The sequence below is a fragment of the Lacticaseibacillus manihotivorans DSM 13343 = JCM 12514 genome (genome assembly GCF_001435035.1).
Lineage (GTDB): Bacteria > Bacillota > Bacilli > Lactobacillales > Lactobacillaceae > Lacticaseibacillus > Lacticaseibacillus manihotivorans.
In genome coordinates, this window is sequence record NZ_AZEU01000125.1 from 1 (window position 1) to 20,509 (window position 20,509).

General features: G+C 47.6%; 20 protein-coding genes and 1 pseudogene. 8 read left to right on the top strand and 13 right to left on the bottom strand.

Going from position 1 to position 20,509, the window contains the following annotated elements; all coding sequences use genetic code 11:
• Positions 1-610, bottom strand: a 610-nt coding sequence (locus tag FD01_RS06640) for a helix-turn-helix domain-containing protein (RefSeq protein WP_056963358.1), incomplete at its 3' end; no start/stop codon positions are given.
• A gap of 145 nt (positions 611-755) precedes the next feature.
• Positions 756-1,700 (bottom strand): Dyp-type peroxidase, encoded by a 945-nt coding sequence (locus FD01_RS06645; protein WP_054716081.1) that lies wholly within the window; start codon positions 1,698-1,700, stop codon positions 756-758.
• Positions 1,701-1,815: 115 nt separating this feature from the next.
• Between FD01_RS06645 and FD01_RS06650 the strand changes: the two genes are divergently transcribed.
• The gene (locus FD01_RS06650) at positions 1,816-2,121 is read left to right on the top strand and encodes a hypothetical protein (protein ID WP_056963360.1); all 306 of its coding nucleotides are present in this window, start codon (positions 1,816-1,818) and stop codon (positions 2,119-2,121) included.
• A 225-nt stretch (positions 2,122-2,346) separates the two neighbouring features.
• On the opposite strand, the gene FD01_RS16960 is transcribed toward FD01_RS06650, so the two are convergent.
• The 3 genes and pseudogenes from FD01_RS16960 to FD01_RS06660 form a co-directional block, all read right to left on the bottom strand.
• Positions 2,347-2,586: a YbaK/EbsC family protein gene (locus FD01_RS16960; protein ID WP_082611734.1), complete on the bottom strand. Its 240-nt coding sequence runs from the start codon at positions 2,584-2,586 to the stop codon at positions 2,347-2,349.
• Positions 2,587-2,855: 269 nt separating this feature from the next.
• Positions 2,856-3,179 carry a helix-turn-helix domain-containing protein gene (locus FD01_RS06655; RefSeq protein WP_054716073.1) on the bottom strand — a complete coding sequence of 108 codons (324 nt, stop codon included), beginning with the start codon at positions 3,177-3,179 and terminating at the stop codon, positions 2,856-2,858.
• A 363-nt stretch (positions 3,180-3,542) separates the two neighbouring features.
• A pseudogene (locus FD01_RS06660) lies at positions 3,543-4,241 on the bottom strand (helix-turn-helix transcriptional regulator); the annotation flags it as partial.
• A 341-nt stretch (positions 4,242-4,582) separates the two neighbouring features.
• Here FD01_RS06660 and FD01_RS16585 point away from each other — a divergent pair.
• Positions 4,583-4,705 carry a putative holin-like toxin gene (locus FD01_RS16585; protein WP_225436204.1) on the top strand — a complete coding sequence of 41 codons (123 nt, stop codon included), beginning with the start codon at positions 4,583-4,585 and terminating at the stop codon, positions 4,703-4,705.
• A gap of 239 nt (positions 4,706-4,944) precedes the next feature.
• On the opposite strand, the gene FD01_RS06665 is transcribed toward FD01_RS16585, so the two are convergent.
• The 3 genes from FD01_RS06665 to rlmH all read right to left on the bottom strand — a co-directional run bounded on the left by FD01_RS06665 (position 4,945) and on the right by rlmH (position 6,297).
• Positions 4,945-5,268 carry a hypothetical protein gene (locus tag FD01_RS06665; protein ID WP_152164622.1) on the bottom strand — a complete coding sequence of 108 codons (324 nt, stop codon included), beginning with the start codon at positions 5,266-5,268 and terminating at the stop codon, positions 4,945-4,947.
• Positions 5,269-5,294: 26 nt separating this feature from the next.
• Positions 5,295-5,696: a helix-turn-helix transcriptional regulator gene (locus tag FD01_RS06670; RefSeq protein ID WP_054716068.1), complete on the bottom strand. Its 402-nt coding sequence runs from the start codon at positions 5,694-5,696 to the stop codon at positions 5,295-5,297.
• Between the two features lie 121 nt (positions 5,697-5,817).
• Positions 5,818-6,297 carry a 23S rRNA (pseudouridine(1915)-N(3))-methyltransferase RlmH gene (gene rlmH / locus FD01_RS06675; protein WP_054716065.1) on the bottom strand — a complete coding sequence of 160 codons (480 nt, stop codon included), beginning with the start codon at positions 6,295-6,297 and terminating at the stop codon, positions 5,818-5,820.
• A 155-nt stretch (positions 6,298-6,452) separates the two neighbouring features.
• Here rlmH and FD01_RS06680 point away from each other — a divergent pair, with 155 nt between their 5' ends.
• Positions 6,453-7,559, top strand: a complete 1,107-nt coding sequence (locus FD01_RS06680) for an SLC13 family permease (RefSeq protein ID WP_056963361.1) — start codon at positions 6,453-6,455, stop codon at positions 7,557-7,559.
• Positions 7,560-7,945: 386 nt separating this feature from the next.
• On the opposite strand, the gene FD01_RS06685 is transcribed toward FD01_RS06680, so the two are convergent.
• Positions 7,946-8,341 carry a YxeA family protein gene (locus tag FD01_RS06685; protein ID WP_054716063.1) on the bottom strand — a complete coding sequence of 132 codons (396 nt, stop codon included), beginning with the start codon at positions 8,339-8,341 and terminating at the stop codon, positions 7,946-7,948.
• Positions 8,342-8,529: 188 nt separating this feature from the next.
• Here FD01_RS06685 and glpK point away from each other — a divergent pair, with 188 nt between their 5' ends.
• Both glpK and FD01_RS06695 read left to right on the top strand, forming a co-directional pair.
• Positions 8,530-10,026, top strand: coding sequence for a glycerol kinase GlpK (gene glpK / locus FD01_RS06690; protein WP_056963363.1), 1,497 nt, complete (start codon positions 8,530-8,532; stop codon positions 10,024-10,026).
• Between the two features lie 75 nt (positions 10,027-10,101).
• Positions 10,102-11,880 carry an FAD-dependent oxidoreductase gene (locus tag FD01_RS06695; protein WP_056963365.1) on the top strand — a complete coding sequence of 593 codons (1,779 nt, stop codon included), beginning with the start codon at positions 10,102-10,104 and terminating at the stop codon, positions 11,878-11,880.
• A 358-nt stretch (positions 11,881-12,238) separates the two neighbouring features.
• Here FD01_RS06695 and FD01_RS06700 read toward each other — a convergent pair whose 3' ends face one another.
• The 3 genes from FD01_RS06700 to FD01_RS06715 form a co-directional block, all read right to left on the bottom strand.
• On the bottom strand, positions 12,239-13,675 hold the full coding sequence (locus FD01_RS06700) for a 6-phospho-beta-glucosidase (RefSeq protein ID WP_056963367.1): 1,437 nt from the start codon (positions 13,673-13,675) through the stop codon (positions 12,239-12,241).
• A gap of 113 nt (positions 13,676-13,788) precedes the next feature.
• On the bottom strand, positions 13,789-14,115 hold the full coding sequence (locus FD01_RS06705) for a PTS lactose/cellobiose transporter subunit IIA (RefSeq protein WP_056963368.1): 327 nt from the start codon (positions 14,113-14,115) through the stop codon (positions 13,789-13,791).
• 277 nt (positions 14,116-14,392) lie between these two features.
• A complete protein-coding gene (locus tag FD01_RS06715) occupies positions 14,393-14,710 on the bottom strand; it encodes a PTS sugar transporter subunit IIB (protein WP_054716057.1) in 318 nt (105 codons plus the stop codon).
• Positions 14,711-14,845: 135 nt separating this feature from the next.
• On the opposite strand from FD01_RS06715, the gene FD01_RS06720 reads away from it, so the two are divergent.
• The 3 genes from FD01_RS06720 (at position 14,846) to FD01_RS06730 (ending at position 18,671) form a co-directional block, all read left to right on the top strand.
• Positions 14,846-15,556 (top strand): GntR family transcriptional regulator, encoded by a 711-nt coding sequence (locus FD01_RS06720; protein ID WP_054716054.1) that lies wholly within the window; start codon positions 14,846-14,848, stop codon positions 15,554-15,556.
• A gap of 709 nt (positions 15,557-16,265) precedes the next feature.
• Complete coding sequence (locus FD01_RS06725) at positions 16,266-17,642, top strand: glycoside hydrolase family 1 protein (RefSeq protein WP_056963372.1); 1,377 nt, start codon at positions 16,266-16,268, stop codon at positions 17,640-17,642.
• Between the two features lie 219 nt (positions 17,643-17,861).
• Positions 17,862-18,671, top strand: a complete 810-nt coding sequence (locus FD01_RS06730; RefSeq protein ID WP_054716052.1) for a hypothetical protein — start codon at positions 17,862-17,864, stop codon at positions 18,669-18,671.
• Between the two features lie 34 nt (positions 18,672-18,705).
• On the opposite strand, the gene FD01_RS06735 is transcribed toward FD01_RS06730, so the two are convergent.
• The gene (locus FD01_RS06735; RefSeq protein WP_054716087.1) at positions 18,706-20,478 is read right to left on the bottom strand and encodes a heavy metal translocating P-type ATPase; all 1,773 of its coding nucleotides are present in this window, start codon (positions 20,476-20,478) and stop codon (positions 18,706-18,708) included.
• Positions 20,479-20,509 lie beyond the last annotated feature (31 nt).

Here is a 20,509-nt window from a genome sequence, read left to right on the forward strand (position 1 = left end):
AAGTCCAGGAATTTGTCCGCACGCCCAGTTGGGCAATTCGCTTCGCCGCCTTCAATAAAACCGGCGTTAATATCCAAAAATGCCAACCCCAATTAAACCGTATGCCGACCAGTCCGCAAATCACAATGCCCACCCCAAAGCCAATTTGTGCAACACGTAATTCTGCTTGCGCCATGGTCCCAAGTTTTGCATCTGCATAGCGTTTCCGCATTAATTCGGCCGTCTTCCCTTGAACTAAAATAATGCCGAGCAACAACAATTTGGTGCCATTCCCCAACTGAAACCCCGGCAGTTCTAAAATATAAGCCCCGTAAATTGCCGTCAATAGGATCATCATCGCAATGCTGGCGACAAACCCACGCCGCGCATCCCGAGCCCCAGCTTCACGATGTTTCAACACTTGTACGAATTCGCTATCTGGTCGCATTAATTCGTCTAAAGAAAGATGCAAGAGGTCCGCCAATCGGACAATACTTTCAATATCTGGATAAGTCCGGCCCGATTCCCAACTCGACACGGTTTGGCGACTGACATGGCAAAGGTCTGCGACTTGTTGTTGCGTCAAAGCCTGAGTTTTTCGCGCTTGCATTAAACGTTGTCCGATCGTCATCTTCAACACCTCCAACGTTATTTTCCCACCAGCTTCACCTGTTGGCGAGCAATATCCGCAAAAAACGTGTGCTACATTTTGTAGCATCCCCCAAACCACGAAAAAACGCCTAGTCCCCCGACTAGACGTTCGGCCAAATCACCCGTTAAAAAGCTTCCCCATCTGCAATTTTCTCTAACACACTCAATGATGGAATGAAGAACACTTCGCCGCTGACTGGTGTGGAAAAGTCCAACAAGCGATCAGATTTAGTGAACATGCCTTCAAGCATCCGCTTCGTCACCGTCCAGTGCCGCGCATAACCGATGAAGTAAGTCCCGTTCAATCCTTCTGTAGGATTGCTGAAAGGCACATTCATACGCACGATTTTATGCTCAACGCCGCCTTCGTTGTCTTGTGATACCACGTTATGGGCGTTGTGGGCCTTGTCTTCATCTTCCAATTCAACGTCAGAGAACTTTTTGCGCCCAATGGCAGCTTCTTGTTGTTCCGTCTTCAATTTGTTCCAAGCATCCATATCGTGATGATACATTTGCGCAAAGGCGTAAGACCCGTTGATGAATTTCGGATCTTCATCCCCGATCACCGCATAATCTGGCGTATCCAAAGCGCTGGGATTCTCCGTCCCATCGACAAAGCCGATGATCGCGCGCCCTTCAAAATACCGGAAGCCGTGCGTTTCATCAATCACTTTGACTTGGGATTTGATGCGATCCATCACATTGCTCATGAGTTCAAATGGCACAGCCGAGTTCTTCGCCCGAATATGGAAAAATACATCTGCCGGCGTTGCTGGTGCAGTATATTTTGGTCCAACGACTGGTTCAAACTCTTCTAGTTCTGCCGGCCGCGGCGCATCTGGGAATAAGTAATCCCACGCCCGCCGTGACAACCCAAACGCCACGGCCAACCCTGCATCTGGATAGCGCACATTCAATGAGGATTCAAAGGCTGGCAGTCGTTCTGCCAAGTCTTGAATCATGGCTAAGTCAGCTTCGTGGTCTTCGCGTAACAAGTCCATAGTGGCAAAGATAATATTGTCCCCAGCATCTTTATAGACAGCTTGCACATCTCTCAAATCAATTGGCATTGGAATCTCTCCTTATTGATATTGGTTCTAACATAGCATATTTATAAATCGTTTGCAAAATTTCGTTCAACAAATGATTTTCACTGGTGATTCGATTGAGTCTCAGTTGTGCGCAATGCAACATTACTCGATTGCGCAAACGCAAACCCGTCCTCAAAAAAGCCACTTTGTTTCCGCATTATGGACAAATCAAGAATTGTTGGATGACGCCGCTCGCGCTTACGGGAAAACTGCCGGTGGGCCATTGGTGAAGTTATATCAGCGCATTGAGGACTCCCCTGATTTTATCGATGCCCCAGAAGTGATTGTTGCGTCGATTGCAACATTGCCGACGCTGGTTTTACAAACGGCAACTATTGAGGTCGATGACGCCTTGATTGAACAAACGGTCGCTTTAGTCGTCAAAGCCTTGAAACGTTAATCATCTATCAGTCAAACAAAGCGTTCACTCGAATTTTGGAGCGAACGCCTTGTTTGTTTGACCTAGTACTCGGATGAACCTGAGAAAATTTTCACTGATTTGGTTCAATAATATCGACGCTATTGCCATGTGTCTAATGATACGAATAAGTTCATCCGCATTCAACCATAGTATGGCTGAACCCTCGTTAGGATGTCTCCAGATGACATTGCTAAGAACTCAGCATCAAGGTAAAAATGAGCTTCGCAGTCTGTACCATTCAAAAGGCCAAGCGGCGTCAGAGATTCTGGTGTTAACCCGCATAATCATTAGCAAGTCATGCGCTGATGCAAAAGAAAGTCGTCGCAATCCATACTGCTTGCGGAAGGCTTTCAGATCAACTCTTTTGTCACCTTTAACTGAAATCAGATCTTCATGCCGTTTTTTGTCATCTCGAAGAAATAGATTTTTGGTATCCCACCGCATTCAGCCGACATAAAAGAAAAGCCGCCATTAAAGTAATTTGTCAACGACTTTTCCCGGGAAATAAATCAGATTTCCGTGAACAAGCCTAGCAAACCGGCTTTGACATTTCGTAGGCAATACTGTAGCTCATATATTGCCTGTCCTTGTTGAATTGTCAATTGAATCGCGTGAAGCTCTTTTTCTGCGACTTGCTTTGTCACGTAATATCCAAGCAAGTACATATCTTTACCCAAAATACTTCCCGTTGTCGAATAACCCAACAAGGCCGCTTATGCTTTCTTATGCCCGAATCCAGAAGTGTTTGCTACTTTGAAGCCGCTCATCTGCACAATTGAACCATTGACTACTGATTGGATGGTAATCAGACCATTAGTAATATTCGTCGACTTTGACACATGCTGACTACTCTCGCCCAATAATTCGTCATACGTTACATGGAAAAAGTCTTTCAACTCTGCTAAACGAGCCAAATCCGGCGCTGCAGTCCCCAATTCATATTTAGAAACTGACTTGCAAATACCTAGTGTATTTGCAAGTTGCTCCTGAGACAATCCGGCGCGTTTACGTAGTGCAATCAAATTATCTTTAAACATTGCGTTCTCCTCCATGGCTCAATTGTCTAGGATGTTGAGTTCAACCACTACCAACCATTAGGTGCAATCCCGCAACTTGTGGTTGCATTTCAGTTTTTCTTCTGGTTATCCGCGTCAGTGATTCAATTAGCGAGGGAAAACTTTCCTACGCTTTTTCCCTCGCTTTTCCCTCGTTTTTCCTTCGCAACTCATAAGTAGCGTTCTTTCAGTTATCCATGTCTTTTATATTTGTTGGTTATTAAGCTTCTATGGTGCATACGTACACCACTGGTTGACTCATTAATCATATGGTTGTGATACGTGAATTATAATTGTGTACTAAATTTGGCACGCAATTGGTACGCCTTGGGAAGAGAATTATTTCTAATGAAAGGTTTCGTACAAATTTCCTTTTAAGAGTAACGCCTCGATAACATGTTGAGGATCATTGACCTGAACGTGCTGGCGACTCAGAAAGCTCATCAGTTGTGGTAAAAAGCGACCTGATGAAATTTCAATCGGTAGTTCAAGTTGCCTTGTGTCTGCTTCAATCTGCAAAGTTAGCGTATCGCGCCAAAAATCAAAAGGAGACGTTGGTTCTTTAGCGTGATAGTACAGTGTAGCAATGTGAATTTCAGCATAGGTCATTTGCTCATGAGGTTGACCGAACACTAATTGTTGCCACTTCTTAACCGGATTAGGTGAAAACCTCGTCACACAGATTCCATCTCGTTCAATCACCCAATAATCCTTAAATGCGAGTGGAACCACCATTAGGATACCCCACACGAGAATAATGGCGAACAGCCACCATGGTTGATAACCGAACCCTGTAAAAATCAAATTGAACAGGGTCCAAACGCTTAGCGCAATCAAAGCCTTGGGCCATGAGAAGCATCTTCCAACCACGAAGGGTTTCTTAAAATAAGGGCCGGCTTGCACAAGCTCGTCCAAAGATAAATTGTATAAATCATATAACGCAAGCAAATTATCTAGGCTTGGTACACTTGTACCAGACTCCCATTTGGAGATTGCCTGCGGCGTAACATGTAACTTCTCAGCCAAAGTAACTTGACTATAATGCTCACGTTGTCGTTATCGCTTCAACAAATCTTGTTGTAACATGGTGATTGCCTGCCTTTCATCATCATGCTAGCAAATGATATACGGAACGCCAATCAACTACCCAACCGACCGTAATTTTGGCTAATTAACCGCATCACTTATGGTACGGACTCCTGTATCATTCACTGCTGCGGTTTGCCACGCTCTTTTTAGCAAACCATCATACGCATGTCATGTTCCATTCACCCTGTCATGATACAATATTTTGGCAGAAAGTTGAAAAACGGTTGGTAAATCTGATCCTTTGTGAGGTGGTGCCTATGCACAATGACCAAACTCTACAGGAAAGGAGGCGCCTTTTGGTAACAGTTGCAGATGCATTGACTCTCATGCTGATGTTTGGCGGGTTCATCCTGACACTCATCGGTTTGGTAGTCGTCATCATTCAGGCAATCGTTGGCAATCAAAAAGACCGTCAGTAAACTTCTTGGCCGAGGTTTGACGATCTTGATCCAATAACTATATGCCAACCGTCTTTAACGGTCTGCTCGGACGTCATGTTGTCGCATGACGTCTTTTTCTATGGCTTTATTATATCATGCAGAGTTTCCAAAAGGAACGGTCAATGTCACGTCAGCGTCAGAAGAAGTCTCAACTTCTGCGTCTTTCACCGACCTCTCTATTCAGTAACGATGAGAGTTCTCATCTGTTCAGACGTTACTCATGTCCAACTCGGTGAACCATTATTTTGATACGGCAACAGATAAGGTGTGTTAGCCGCCAGTTTTTCAAAATCATTTTTAGACAACTGTCGCCAATCGATGGTATCACGATGTGTTGCTAATTGCATAGGATCACTAAAATGCGGTGCGTGCGCCAACAACCAATCGCCTAACTCAGGCACCACCAGTAAGGAGTAGATCAACAATCGATACGTATCCGAACCGACATGAACACTGAGTAAAACTTGATACCGCGTATTCATCCGCATCGAACGCAGTAGAGCAACTGTCAAATGCGCCTGTCTCGGATCAATTGCCGCCAATTGTTGTCCTGTTTCATCCTTCAAGATCAATTGTTGACCGAACTCTGCCTCGCCAACCACAAACGGGTTTGATCGATTTGTTTAAGCCACTGCTTTCCCCATTGCACAGGTTGAGGATATTCACGACCATTAAGCTTTGCGCGCACATAAAATGGACGCAAGGTAGCGACTGGCTTAATCGCTGTGATTGCTGGTTCGGCAAGCAACTCATCTGTACTACCATCATTGAGTTGAGCCGTCTTCAATAATTTTCCAACATCCAAATGGAGTAGCTGGCACAACAATGCTAAATCATCCAGATCTGGTTGGCTTTTGTCTAATTCCCACTTTGATATCGTCTGCCGCGTGACAAATAATTTATCTGCCAACTCTTGCTGCGTCCAATCCAATTTAATCCGCTGTGCCGCAAGCTTTTCACCGATCATCATTTCAACCACCTCCGAGTTCATTATGCCATGACAAGGTCAGAATGATACCGATTTCATGTCGCAATGTAGCGTTGCGCAGTATTTCCCGGGAAATATTCTAGTCCAAATTTAATTAACCGCATCACTTATGGTACGGACTCCCAATATTGATCATAAACGCCCGATAAACTTGCTCGATCAACACCAAGCGCATCAATTGGTGTGGCATGGTCAACTTACCAAAGGACAAGGTGTTATCTGCCCGTTTCATCACGGCTTTAGACAATCCCAGCGAACCGCCGATCACAAAGTCAATATCAGAATGACCATACGTTGCCAGTTGATCGATTTCTTTGGCGAAGGCTTCTGAAGAACGCTGCTTGCCTTCGATGGCCAAGGCGATCACCCAGTCGCGATCTTTGATCTTACCCAACAAGCGCTCGCCTTCTGCGTCTTTGACTTGTTGCATTTCTGCTTCGGATAAAGATTCTGGCGCTTTTTCGTCTGGAACTTCGATGAGCTCGACTTTGGCGAATTTACTCATGCGTTTTTTATATTCGGCGATGCCATCTTTAAAATATTTCTCTTTGAGCTTGCCCACTGTAAGAATTTTGATATTCAAAAAACCACGCTCCTATCGCTTTTAGTATACCAAAATTCTAATTGTAAACATGACATGCTAGATGTTTACATGGATTTTACACAACGACTGTTGTCACCGTTCGGGTTTTAGCGCAAAATAGGAATGTTGAGTCATTTTTTGGAGAGGGTTAATTCATGACCGTAATTAAAAACATCGCCAAAGACCGGGTGTTACAAATCACCGCAGCCTTAGTGGTGCTCAGTCTGTTCTTCGCCAGGCCAAAGTTAGCGGATATCAACTTTTCCACCTTATTCTCGATTCTCGGGATGATGACTGTCATCCAGATCTTCGAGTATCTACATATTTTGGATTATTTCGCTTATCGTTTGACCGCTCGGGCGACCACCAACCGCCAGCTTACTTGGCTGTTTGTGCTGTTGGCTATCGTCGCCGGAATGTTTTTGACCAATGATGTCACGGTGTTGACGCTGGTGCCACTGTATTTGCGAATCGCAAAAAAGTTTGAGTTGCCTGAGATCTTGCCGGTCACTTTGATCGGGATGGCAGCCAACTTCGGTTCTGCATTTACGCCATTTGGTAACACTCATAACATCTTTTTGATGAATCATTACGGCATTCATGTCGGAAAGTTCTTCACTTGGTCGATTCCATTATTGATCGCAAGTCTCTTGTTGATCACCTTGTTTACCTTGTTTATCAAGTCGACCCCACTACCAAGTGTGCCGGCTGAAGATATTCATGTGCAAACCCGTCCCACGATCATCACCGTCGTTGTGGCACTGATCATTTTCGGTGGCGTCTTAGAAATGATCCCAAGCTGGGTCGGCGCTATTGCCGCGATTGCGTTGGCATTAGCATTCAATCCTAAGATCATGGGCGATGTTGACTACGCTGTCGTCTTAACCTTCGGCGGGTTCTTCGTGATCGTGTCGGTATTGCGCCAACTGCCTTGGGTGGTGGCGTTGATCGGCGGCTTGATGGCCACTGAACATAGCGTGTTCTTAACGTCGATGTTTTCCAGTCAAATCATTTCCAACGTGCCATCGACCGTGTTGATCGCCAAGTTTACCAACTTCCAAGAAGCGCTGTTCTTAGGCTCCAACATTGGGGGCTTAGGCACAGTGGTCGGCTCGATGTGTAACTTGCTTGTCTTCAAGCAATACACCGAATTCGGCAACAAAGATTCCGGGAAGTTCTTCATCGGCTTTTCCGCGTTGAATTTCTTAGGCCTCGCTATTTTAGGCGTGATGGGCTGGATCATCTTGGATTTCATCTACTAAAACCAAATATAATCTGCAAGCAGTTGGCTGAAGCCGGCTGCTTTTTTAGTGGTGCAACGACTTGCAGCAATACCTTCATGAACCTTTGATTGGGCAATTAATTTGAGTTACGCAACACACGGGCACTTTGAAATTGGAACAGAAGCTGGCCGTCGTTGCATAATGAGAATGGTGTTAGCGACTTGTCGCTTACAGCATTCCGCAGGTCGAGATCCACTTTGTTCAAAGCGAAGCGCATGAACAAAGTTAGCTCGGCCGAGGACCCTCTTTATGCAACGGCGAGTCAGCTGGAGTTCCAATTTCAAAGTGCCGCAGTTTTCCCAAATAAATGACCCGCCAACTTTGACGGGTCATTTTGCGTTCGCTGCAAACCAATGCAGCAACCGTTAATACATGAGATGTTTCAACGCGTGAGTCGGCACTTGGCTTCGGGGGACTTCATGCCAACGCAACACGGTTTGGCCTTTAGTGACCACTGCCAGATACGCATTAGCATCTAGTGGTCGATCACTGGCATCAAGTTCAAGTTTACGAGGGATCCCATCCGCCGTGTAGCTTTGGACTTCATAGCGATAATCTAGTCCACCATGATTATTCGCATGCCACTGCACGGCGGAATCTTTGGTGGAAACATATACGGTTTCTTCTTGGACGACAGGATTGACCATATCCAAGACCTGGGCGGCAGTGGTGGTTTGGTTACGCGTTAACCAAGGCGTCGCACATAATGCTAAAGCAACAACCATTACAATGGATAAAACGCGTTTTTGCCAAGCTTTCATCTGCCCACCCCCTATGGCTATTAGATTACCAAGATTCAAATTAAAGCGCATCCGTCGAAAGGCCGACTCGTCATCACTCTTTAGGGTCATATTATTAGACGCTGGCTTGGCATCGCGGTATCATGATAATGTAAGCGTTATGAACTATTCTTAAACAACGACAAAAACATCCCCTCAAGGAGGCAATTATGGCTGAAGAATATATCCTCGCCATTGATGAAGGCACCACCAGCACCCGCGCATTGATCATCGACCACGATGGCAACAAAGTGGCAGATGCGCAACGCGAATTTCCCCAGTACTTCCCACAACCTGGCTGGGTGGAACACAACGCCAATGAAATTTGGAACGCAGTGTTATCCACCATTGCCACAGCCTTCATCGATTCCAAGATCCAACCTAAGCAAATACAGGCCGTCGGCATCACCAATCAGCGTGAAACCACCGTGGTTTGGGACAAGCAAACTGGCTTGCCGATTTATAACGCGATCGTTTGGCAATCTCGACAAACCAACGACATCGCCAACCAATTGAAAAAAGACGGCTATGGCGACTTGATCCACTCCCACACCGGTTTATTGATCGATGCCTATTTTTCTGCCACCAAAATTCGCTGGATCTTAGATCATGTGGAAGGCGCGCAAGAGCGGGCTGAACGTGGTGAGTTGATGTTTGGTACCATCGATACGTGGATCTCTTGGAAATTATCTGGCGGCGCTTTTCACGTGACTGACTACACCAATGCCAGCCGGACGATGTTGTTTAACATTCACACCTTACAATGGGATGACGAGATCTTAAAGATCTTGAACATCCCTAAAGTCATGTTGCCAGAAGTTCACAGCAACTCCGAAGTTTACGGCTTAACGGCAGATTATCATTTTTACGGCTCAGGCGTGCCGATTGCCGGCATGGCAGGTGATCAGCAAGCTGCGCTATTTGGTCAACTCGCCTTAGCCCCTGGCATGGTGAAAAACACTTACGGCACTGGCGCCTTCATCGTCATGAACACTGGGGTCGAGCCGATCATGTCCGCCAACAACTTGTTGACTACCATCGGCTACGGCATCAATGGGGAAGTCCATTACGCCTTGGAAGGCTCAATCTTCGTGGCCGGCAGTGCGATTCAGTGGTTGCGCGACGCGATGCAGTTGGTGGAATCTGCGCCACAATCAGAAGCCGCGGCCAACGCATCGAAATCTCAAGATGAAGTTTATGTCGTCCCAGCCTTCACTGGCTTAGGGGCACCATATTGGGACGCAGATGCGCGCGGTGCCGTGTTTGGCATCACTCGTGGCACTACCCGTGAAGACTTCATCAAAGCGACCTTACAAAGGTTGGCTTATCAAACCCGCGATGTGGTCGACACCATGGAAAAAGACACCGGCATTGCAATCCCTGCCTTGCGCGTCGATGGTGGCGCCGCAAAGAACGACTACTTGATGCAATTTCAAGCCGACATTATCGATACGCCGATCGAACGCGCCGCAAACCTCGAAACCACTGCGATGGGCGCCGCCTTCTTAGCAGGATTGGCAGTCGGCTTTTGGAAAAACACTGACGAGCTCAAAAAAATCGCCGCCGTTGGCAAACGCTTTGAACCTAAAATGGCTGACGACCGCCGTGAATACTTGTATAAAGGCTGGCAACAAGCCGTCAAAGCCACGATGGTCTTCAAACACTAACTTAATTTGCCTTTTCAACTGTCACCCACAACCTGATTGAAGCTTCTCCACGTCAACTAAGATGGAGGTCCCATTATGGCATTTTCTGCGCAAACTAGACGAACAACGATCGCACAACTGAAAACGACAGACTTAGACTTACTGATTATTGGTGGTGGTATCACTGGCGCTGGCGCGGCCTTACAAAGCATCTCGTCAGGTGCCAAAACTGGCTTGATCGAAATGGGAGATTTTGGCAGCGGCACGAGTTCGCGCTCAACTAAACTGGTCCATGGCGGCATTCGGTATTTGAAGACGTTTGATGTCAAAGTTGTCGCTGACACCGTTCAAGAGCGGGCACGAATCGCCAACGTCGCCCCACACATTCCCCACCCAGCGCCAATGTTATTGCCGATTTATCAAGAACCAGGCGCGACCTTTGATCTTTTCTCAGCTGAAATGGCAATGGATCTATACGACCGCCTGGCCAATATCCAACAAGGACAATACGCCCATTACATGCTGGACCGCGAAGCCGTGCTCGCCCGCGCGCCAAATCTGGCTGAAAAACATTTAGTCGGTGGCGGCGTGTATTTGGATTACGTCAACAACGATGCGCGCTTAGTGATCGAAAACATCAAAGAGGCAGACGAACTAGGCGCTTTGATTGCCAGTCATCTCGAAGTTGTCAGCATTGTCCACGCAGACAACGGCAAAGCTATCGGGGTGAAAGTCCACGACCATTTAACTGGTGAAGAATTCACCATTCACGCCAAAATGTTACTCAACACCACCGGCCCTTGGACTGACCGCTTACGGCCACAAGTTGATCAACCGCTATTGCGCCCGACAAAAGGTGTGCACCTGGTAGTCGATGACGCGGTATTGTTTGTTCCACAGCCGATTTATTTTGACTCTGGTTTACAAGATGGCCGGATGATTTTCGTGATCCCGCGCGCTGGCAAAACGTACTTTGGCACGACGGATACTGATTACCACGGCGACTTGGCCCACCCGACAGTTGACTTCGATGACGTCGACTACTTGCTCAACGTGATCAATACGCGTTTCCCAGAAGCGCAAGTCAGTTTGAACGACATCGAAGCCAGCTGGGCGGGATTACGGCCATTACTAGCGCCACCAACGACTGATACGCCCATGGATCTTCAGCCACTAGTTGAAATCATCCATCAATTTGAATCTGGTAGCGCCACCCAAGCGCAAGTTGAAGCCGTGATGTCAACTCTCACCAAAAGCCAAGCCGCGCCTTCTACTGTATCGCGCGGTTATGAAGTGCTGACGGAACCTGACGGCATGATCACCATTGCCGGTGGTAAACTCACCGACTATCGTAAAATGGCAGAATCGGCGATCACCGTGATCCGTGAACGCTTATTAACCGAACATGGCGTGCACACCAGCCAAATTGATTCGACGCACTTGCAAGTCTCTGGTGGGCATTTTGATCCAAGCACGGTGCTGGATTCACTCGACTACTTTGCACGACTTGCAGAAGACGCTGGCATCCCGCGCACGCAAGCGCATCGCTTAGCCCAACGCTTCGGCTCAAATATCGGCCGGGTCTTGCATTACGCTCAAGCTGGCGCCGCACCTGGATTGAGTCTGGGTGAAACCGCCAGCCTGCGCTATAGCGTACAAGAAGAAATGACATTGACCCCAGTGGATTATATGTTGCGCCGGACCAACGCGATTTTATTCCATGCGCATACTGCAGAAAATATCGCCGGACCAGTAGTTGCTGAAATGGCCCGTCTGCTTGAATGGGATGACTTAGAAACCGAAGCACAACTACAACGCTTGTTAAATGCAATGCACGAATCATCCCTCACCACCATGAAACGAGATCATCAATAACCAAACGAACCCTCGCCAAGTAACATCGGCGAGGGTTTTAAATATCTTCGCTAGCTTGATGCCGTTCACAACCAAAACTGGCAAGACGCCGGAGACTCAGGGAAAAAGTACCAAACGTGGCAGAATAATCGATCGAGATGGCCGAACTTGCCAGCTTGATCGATTATTCAGGCAAATTTCAAGACAAGTGGTTTTCTTGGCTCGAAATTTAGGCGAAAGAGCATCGGCGCACTTTGCCGATCTCTGCAGCCGGCCGGCCACGAGAGGTGCTTTTCCCCTGAGCCGGAGGCGTCTTGCCAGTTTTTCCACGCTAGCCCAAAAACAAAAAAACGACCTCCGCTAAGAGGTCGCCAAAAGTTTATAAGTCTTCGCCGTTTGACGCGATGACTTGTTTGTACCAGTTGAAGGAATCCTTCTTGATGCGCTTGCCGGACCCTTTGCCTTCATCGTCTTGATCCACATAGATCAAGCCATAACGCTTCTTCATTTCACCAGTGGAAGCGGAAATAATATCGATCCCACTCCAAGGCGTGTAACCCCAAAGTTCGATGCCATCTTCAACGACCGCTTTTTCCATTTCAGCCACATGGTCGCGCAAGTAGTCGATGCGGTAGTCATCATGGACCTTGCCGTCTTCGACTTTATCATACGCGCCGTAACCATTTTCCACGATGAACAATGGTTTGTGCCAACGACTGGCCATCCAGTTCATACCATAACGCAAGCCGACTGGGTCGATTTGCCAGCCCCAATCAGAGCGTGGGACGTATGGGTTTGGCACAACAGAAGTGGCTTCGTTGTAGTCGTACAATGGGTTGTCTTCTTTGTATTCAACCGTCAAAGAGTTGTAATACGAGAAGCCGACATAATCCACGGCGCCAGCTTTAAGCGCTGCGCGATCCGCGTCAGTGATGTCGACATGATACCCTTTGCGCGCCCAATACTTGTCGACCCAAGCTGGGTATTCGCCTAAGGCTTGGACATCGCCGAAGTAATAACGGTAACGCATCGCGCGTTCTGCCATCATCACATCTTTAGGCTTTGCAGATAATGGGTAAATTGGCGTCATCGCGATCATTGACCCAACTTTTAAGGTTGGATCGATGATGTGGGCGAGTTGAACGGCTTTAGCAGACGCCACAAATTCTAAGTGCGCCGCTTGAAACATCGTCTCTTCAGCGTTTTCGTCGTCAGCTAACAACAAGCCAGAGTTTTGTAACATGGGATGAGGATCAGACCACATCGCTTGGTTGTTGATTTCGTTGAAGGTCATCCAATACTTGACGATATCGTGATACCGTTCAAAGCAAACTTGCGAGAACTTCACGAAAGCGTCGACGACTTTGCGACTGCGGAAACCACCATATTCCTTGACCAAGTGCAATGGCAATTCAAAATGTGACAAGGTCACGATCGGTTCAATGCCATACTGCTTGCAAGTGGCAAATAAGTCATCGTAGTACTTCAAGCCTTCTTCGTTTGGCAAAGCTTCGTCGCCATTGGGGAAAATCCGCGTCCAAGCGATACTAGTACGGAAACACTTGAAGCCCATTTCAGCAAACAACTTGATGTCTTCTTTGTAGGTATGATAGAAATCAATGCCCCAATGGTTCGGGTAGATCTTGCCATCGATTGGCGCATCATCCACGACCCGCGCCACGCCTTTAGCCCCTGCGCGCATCACATCAGCGATGGACACACCTTTGCCGCCAGCTTGCCAAGCCCCTTCGACTTGATGTGCAGCGACCGCGCCGCCCCACATGAAGTCTTTGGGCATAGAGAATCCTTTAGTCATATTGAGCCACTCTCCTTATTTGATTGCATTAACGCGGCGTTCCCCCCAGGAAGCACGTTAATGGCAAAATGAGCCAAGACAGGTCTTGGCTCTATTTTTGACACATATTCAGTTTACTTTTCAGCTAAAGCTTTGTACAGGTCAACGATTTCGCCAGCTAAGTCGCGGAAAGTGATGGCAGTCATCAAGTGATCTTGTGAGTGCACCATCAACAAAGTAACTTGAGCATGTTCGCCAGAAGCTTCAGCGGTCAGCATCTTCGTTTGAGAGTTGTGGGCGTCAACTAAGAAACCGTCAGCTTCTTTAAGCTTAGCTGCAGCGGTATCAAAGTCGCCTTTTTTAGCAGCAGCGATTGCTTCAAATGCGGAGCTCTTCGCGTTACCACCATTGATGATCAAGCCCATAACGGCTTGCATGTTTTCGTCGTTTTCTTCTGCCATGATAAAAATTCCTCCTACGAGTTAGTTGTGATAGATGTTTGTAAATGATTGTTGCGATGTTGCTTGATTGCGCTTTTCGACGCCGGGGTACCAGCCCGGGAGCATGCGCGTCTCCGCTTTCACATTCGATCCAAGGAGACGTCCAGTCACTTTGTTGCCAAAGGTCCTCATGGGTGCTTCTGACACCCGACCGAATATGAAAGCGGAAACGCGCATTGCCTCCTTATTTTACAGCGGTTACAATAGTCTGTGAACTAAAAGTTTTTAATTTAATCAATTACTGGGCATCGATCGCACGAACGGCTTCGCGAAGCACTTTTTCACCATTCATCATGCCGTAATCTTGCATATCGATGACTTCAACTGGGATATTCGGGCATTTTTGTTGGAAGCCGGCTAACATGAAGCGCACTTGTGGGCCGAGCATTAAAATGTCTGGGTGCTTTTCAGCTAACTTGTTGTCAGCGTCAGTGGAGGCGGTTGCAAAGATTTCCGCTTCAACGCCATCAGCTTCGGCTGCTTTTTGCATCTTGGACACCAACAAACTGGTCGACATCCCGGCGGAACATACTAACATGATCGTCTTCTTGGCCATAATTTTTTCCCCTTTGTTTGTAAAAAAGTTGTGCTAAAACCTTAAAACGTTTTCAATACAATGCTATAATAATACATGGGTACAAATTAAACAAGTACCTAAGACTAAAATTTGTACGATTAGAAGGTGACCTGCATGTACCACGAAATTGCCGACCAATTGATCCAAGCGATCACAAATGGTCAGTTCACCAGCAAACTCCCCACTGAAGCCAAGCTGATGGCGCGTTTTGGCGTGTCGCGCAATACCATTCGCCGTGCCATCGACGTGGTTTACCAACAAGGTTTGCTGCGCCGCGTTCAAGGTTCAGGCTATTATATCAATCATGTTCAGCTGAATTCTGAGCACGCTGTCAACTTATCCGTTGGCGCTGGTAAGCCTTTAATTAAAAATGCTCACCACCCCACTTCTGAAATCGTGACCTTCGACAAAGCCACGGCAGGCACCATTGCGCTGGCTAAACAGTTCAATGTCGAACCTGACGCAGAAGTTTATCGGGTCATTCGGTTGCGTTATATGGATGGTGCCGTATACGCTTTAGAAGAATCTTATTACTTAACTAGCGTGGTGCCGTTCTTGTCCACCGACAGTATCAACTCGTCCATTTTTGATTTCTTAGCTGAAACCTTCAATGTGACCGTCGTGGCTTCAGATGACTATATGTCTATGACCACGTTGGAATCAGATCAAGCCAACTTGATGGGCTTAGAACCAGGTGATCAGCGTTTGACGTTGGCGCAGATGAACTACACCAAAAACAATACGCTGTTCAACTTCTCTAAAGCGATTTACGCGGATGCGAAAATGAGTTTCTATTTCCATTCTGCTCACTTATCGAGCAATTGATTTTGACCTGTCAGCGAATTCTACCCAGTAGGAGAATTCGCATTTAGACAGGTCCGCTTTCTATGTTAGAATGTATGCGTTCACAGTCTTGCCTCCGGGCCGAAAAGCTGTGGGCTCCGATGGTTTGGCGTCACTACAGTGAACGGGACAAGTTGCCGGTGCGGCCGGCTACAGAAATCGGCACAAACCGCCGATGTTCCGTTTTTACGCCGCATTTAGAACCAAAGAAAACCACTTTGTTTCTAAATCTGCCGGTGAAATCTGCGCAAGCCGCCAAAGTACGGCGTCTCACTTGATTTCACTGCCACGGGCAATTGTCCCGTTCACCTCCGTTTTGCCAAACCATCTCCACCCACAGTTTTTCTTCGTTGATAGATTGAGCTTATACATCAATGCAAGCAATCATCATTGATTGCGTATCATGTCTGAGTGCTAGCCTAACAGTGCGGAAGTCATTTGAAATTGGGACGGAGGCCAGTTGGTGATACGTGGTGAGAAGGTCGTTGGCGATTTATCGCTTACGACCTTCCGCAGGTGGAGATCCACTTGGATCAGTCGCTATGCGCCTGATCCAAGTTAGCTCCGCCGAGGACCCTCTCCACGTATCGCCGACCGGCTGGAGTCCTAATTTCAAATGGCTGAAGTCAAGACAGTACCTGTGAACTGCAATTTGAACCGGGGAAAATAATTTGTCAAAGGAGAATCATTTATGAGTCAACCATTACCAAAAGGCTTTTTATGGGGGAATTCAACCTCTAGCATGCAAACAGAAGGCGGCATCCATGAAGGTGGCAAAGGTCAATCGGTTTACGACATCCGCCCTGCTACTGAAAATTCGATGGACTGGTCCGTCACCATCGATGAATACCATCGTTATGAAGAAGATTTCGATTTGATGCAACAAATGGGCATGAACGCCTATCGCTTCCAGATCTCATGGAGCCGCGTGGTGCCTGACGGCGACGGCGAATTCAACGAAGAAGGCATCGAATTTTACCGCAAACAAATCAAAGCCTTGATCGATCGCGGCATCAAGCCAATGATCTGCTTGTATCATTTTGACATGCCACTGGCTTTAGCCAAAAAATACAACGGATTTATGAGCCGGCATGTCGTCGATGCCTTCGTGCGTTACTCTGAACGCATGGTCGATGAATTCGCTGATTTGGTGCCTTATTGGATCACCTTCAACGAACAAAACTTATACTTTAGCTCAGGGGTCTTCCATATTGCCGGCTACGATCATGGCGAAAAGACCTTAAACGATATCTACACCATCAACCATCACGTGATGCTCGCCCATGCGCGCGTCGCCAACTACTTACATGCCCATTCTGATGCGAAAATCGGTGGCATGCTGGCGTATGAAGAATGCTACCCAGCGACTAGCAACCCACGAGACGTGCAATATGCGCGCCAAATCGATGAATTCTTGAACAACAACCTGTTGGACGTCTTTATGCATGGCCATTATTCTCAAGAAGTCCTCACCTATGCCAAGAATCACGACTTGGACTTTGGCTTCACGGCTGACGATCAAAAAATCTTCGACGAATTAAAGTCTGACTTCTTTGCCTTTTCCTATTACCGCAGCCATTTGATCGACTCCTCAAAAGTCCCATTGACCACGGCGCCAAACTTATATTTGGACTATGGCATGGTTCACAACCCTTATACCCAAGCCAATGAATGGGATTGGAACGTCGATCCACTGGGTTTCCGCGACATTTTGGACAAAGTCTACAGCCGCTATCAAGTGCCAATGTTCCCAATTGAAAATGGGATCGGCATTCGCGAAGTGTCTGATGGCACGAAGATGATCCAAGATGACTACCGCATCGATTATCATCGCGTGCATATTCAAGCCATGAAAGATGCGATTTTTGAAGATGGCGTTGATGTCATCGGCTATCTCGGCTGGGGCTTGATCGATATTCCAAGTTCTAGTGGTAACATGGACAAACGCTATGGCATGGTTTACGTCAACCGTACCAATACCGAATTGCGCGACTTGAAGCGGACACCTAAGAAGTCCTTTGGTTGGTTCAAACAAGTCATCGCCTCTAACGGTGCGCAATTAGACTAAACGCACAATGATCTGGCAACTGCTATCACGGATAGTGGTTGCCTTTTTATTTTGGCCGATGCAACCCATACACCGTTAACGTCGCCAAATGACAACTTTTGCAGCTTGTCATCTGCGCTTCACAAACGGTTACACTTTTTAGCGATTTTTTTATCGATATGTAACACTATCGTCATCTCCAGCAGGTATGCTTAGGCTACTACAAAGGAGGGGTCGGTCATGCGTTTGAAAATTATTGCGCTCACATTAGCAATTGCCGGTGTTGTCGCCGTTATTTATAACAACCATCAGCGTAGCGCTGAAGCGACTGCGGCGGTACACTCAACCAAAGTGGCCGTTGATACCTTATACCGCAATTCCGCGCATACCTTACCTGCCGTTGATCTCACTGAAAAAAAGATTTCAGCAGCCAAAGCGTTGATGCGCAAAACCAAAACCGCATCCCTTTCCGACACTCAAAAAACACAACTCCAAAAAGCCACTGCTGAACTTTCTGCCGCTGCCAAAATGTATTCGGTCACTCAAGCGACGCAAACGCCGATCGCCCCAACCACTCATTATCAACAAACCGCGCACTCAGCTTTAACTGCGTATCAACAACTACAAAAAGCCAAACCCGTTTTCACGCAAATCTATCAACAACCCGTATCCAACTTAGGGCAAGCCGCAAAAGCAGTCGATGCCTTGAATGAATTGCAAAGTGCCGATCAAGTATCAACTGATGACATCAAGTCTGCAAAAGCTCAAGTTGAACAAGTTACTGATGGCCAAGATACAGTCTTTGCTGCTGAAGCGGCGCAAGTCGTCTCAGATGCTGAACAAAAAGTTTCGCCATCAACTTCAGCAAGCACTAGTCCAGCCACTCCTTATGACGAAAGCACCACCAGTTCAACGACAAGTACTAGTACCAGCGTCGATCACAACAGTACCAGTACGAATGCGACTAGCTCTGATTCGTCAAGCCAAGCCGCAAGTACCACCAGTACTAGTACTGCTTCAACTACGACACCTGAAAGCTCCAGCAAATAAAAAAAACGGACTCAGCTGAGTCCGTTTTTTTATTTTACCCATTGCGAGCTTTCAACGCGTATAAAATCGTCACAGTGTCGACGACTTCTTGGAACATCGCACCGATGATGGTTGGAATCACACCAGTTGCTGCGATCAACATCAACCCGGTACAAATCGCGATCCCGATCCACACTGCTTCTTTGGCGACTTTCAAGGTTTGCGTCCCGATCACACGCGCTTGTGCCACTTTACTCAAGTCATCGCGCAACACCACGGCATCTGCAGACTCACTGGCCGCCGTTGCGCCGTGTGCACCCATCGCGATGCCGACATCCGCTGCGGCAAGCGACGGTGCATCATTGACCCCATCGCCGACCATCACCACAGGGCGTTGTTTCAAGGTTTCTAAGACTTCAATTTTTTCCGCTGGCAGTTTTTGCGCATATACATGATCGATCCCCACTGATTTCGCCACTGCGTCTGCGGTAGCTTGTTGATCCCCTGAAATCATCACGGTGTCGACCACACCTTGTTCATGCAAATCACTGATCGTGCCGCGGGCTTCACTGCGCAATTCATCAGAAAATGTGATCGCGCCAGCGTATTGCCCATCCACTTGAACATACACAGCAGTTTGCGCCAAGCTTTGTGCACCTGGAATAAACTTGGCTTGCCCGACTTTTACCGCATGCCCGTTCACTTGTGCGGCAACGCCTAAGCCAGTGGTTTCATTGACTTCAGTCGCAGCGGGTAAATTTTTGCCAGCATGAGCGACTAAGGACCGCGCTAAAATGTGCCCACTTTGTTGTTCACACCCTGCAGCTAAATTTAATAATTCTGCTTCTTCAAAAGCTGGTTGCGGCAACACATGATCGACGGTCAACACCCCGCGCGTCAAGGTCCCAGTTTTATCAAAGGCAAACGTCTTAGCGGCGGCCAGTTTTTCAAGCGTCGTGCCGGATTTGACGATGATCCCTTCACGCGAGGCGCGACTCATCCCTGACACCATCGCAACTGGTGCCGCTAAAATCAAGGGACAAGGTGACGCGACGACTAAAACTTGTGCCGCGCGGACTGGATCTTTCGCCACAAACCAAGCGATCCCGGCGATCAAATACGCCACTAACGTAAACGGCACGGCATAGCGATCGGCCATCCGCACGAAATGCGCAGGTTTGCTCTCCGCTTCTGCGACTAACGCCACAATGCTTTGATATTGGGAATCTTTGGCGCGTTTTTCAACGGTGAGCGTTAAGGCCGCTTCCCCGTTGATACTGCCAGACATCACGTCATCCCCAACGCTTTTGGCGATTGGCCGCGCTTCCCCAGTTAAACTGGCTTCGTCGACTTCACTAGATCCAGAAACGACTGTGGCATCGGCTGGTACGACTTCGCCAGGCCGCACCAAAATGGTATCACCAACTTGCAGGTCATCGGCAGCTACTTCTTGGTATTGCCCATCAGCCACGACCTTGTGCGCCGATGTTGGATTATTGGCCAGTAAACTCTGCAGATCACTGTTGGCTTTGTTGGCGGCGAAGTCTTCCAACGCATCCCCGCCAGTCAACATCAGTAACACGATCATCGAGGCCCAATATTCACCTACCGCAAGGGTCGCAACAATCGCGGTGATGGCGAGCAAATCCACCCCGAAGTTCCCGGCGCGCAAGGTTTTGACCATGTCGACAAACATTAAAATCGCCAAGGCCCCACCTAAAATGGTGATCACCATTTGCGCCCAAAAGGCATGTCCGAGCCCAAATTGTAAAATCAAGGCGACTGCCCCTACTGCAAGCACTGCCCATAAGCGTTTATATTCTCTCACCAACGCCACCTCCTTGTTCTCATTAATTATA

Coding starts and splice junctions, on each gene's coding strand:
- FD01_RS06695 (WP_056963365.1), top strand. CDS start 10,102: ATGGCATTTTCTGCGCAAACTAGACGAACAACGATCGCACAACTGAAA.
- FD01_RS06715 (WP_054716057.1), bottom strand. CDS start 14,710: ATGGCCAAGAAGACGATCATGTTAGTATGTTCCGCCGGGATGTCGACC.
- FD01_RS06680 (WP_056963361.1), top strand. CDS start 6,453: ATGACCGTAATTAAAAACATCGCCAAAGACCGGGTGTTACAAATCACC.
- FD01_RS06700 (WP_056963367.1), bottom strand. CDS start 13,675: ATGACTAAAGGATTCTCTATGCCCAAAGACTTCATGTGGGGCGGCGCG.
- FD01_RS06730 (WP_054716052.1), top strand. CDS start 17,862: ATGCGTTTGAAAATTATTGCGCTCACATTAGCAATTGCCGGTGTTGTC.
- FD01_RS06645 (WP_054716081.1), bottom strand. CDS start 1,700: ATGCCAATTGATTTGAGAGATGTGCAAGCTGTCTATAAAGATGCTGGG.
- FD01_RS06670 (WP_054716068.1), bottom strand. CDS start 5,696: ATGATGATCGGTGAAAAGCTTGCGGCACAGCGGATTAAATTGGATTGG.
- FD01_RS06725 (WP_056963372.1), top strand. CDS start 16,266: ATGAGTCAACCATTACCAAAAGGCTTTTTATGGGGGAATTCAACCTCT.
- FD01_RS16960 (WP_082611734.1), bottom strand. CDS start 2,586: ATGCGGTGGGATACCAAAAATCTATTTCTTCGAGATGACAAAAAACGG.
- FD01_RS06720 (WP_054716054.1), top strand. CDS start 14,846: ATGTACCACGAAATTGCCGACCAATTGATCCAAGCGATCACAAATGGT.
- glpK (WP_056963363.1), top strand. CDS start 8,530: ATGGCTGAAGAATATATCCTCGCCATTGATGAAGGCACCACCAGCACC.
- FD01_RS06655 (WP_054716073.1), bottom strand. CDS start 3,179: ATGTTTAAAGATAATTTGATTGCACTACGTAAACGCGCCGGATTGTCT.
- FD01_RS06705 (WP_056963368.1), bottom strand. CDS start 14,115: ATGGCAGAAGAAAACGACGAAAACATGCAAGCCGTTATGGGCTTGATC.
- FD01_RS06650 (WP_056963360.1), top strand. CDS start 1,816: ATGCAACATTACTCGATTGCGCAAACGCAAACCCGTCCTCAAAAAAGC.
- FD01_RS06685 (WP_054716063.1), bottom strand. CDS start 8,341: ATGAAAGCTTGGCAAAAACGCGTTTTATCCATTGTAATGGTTGTTGCT.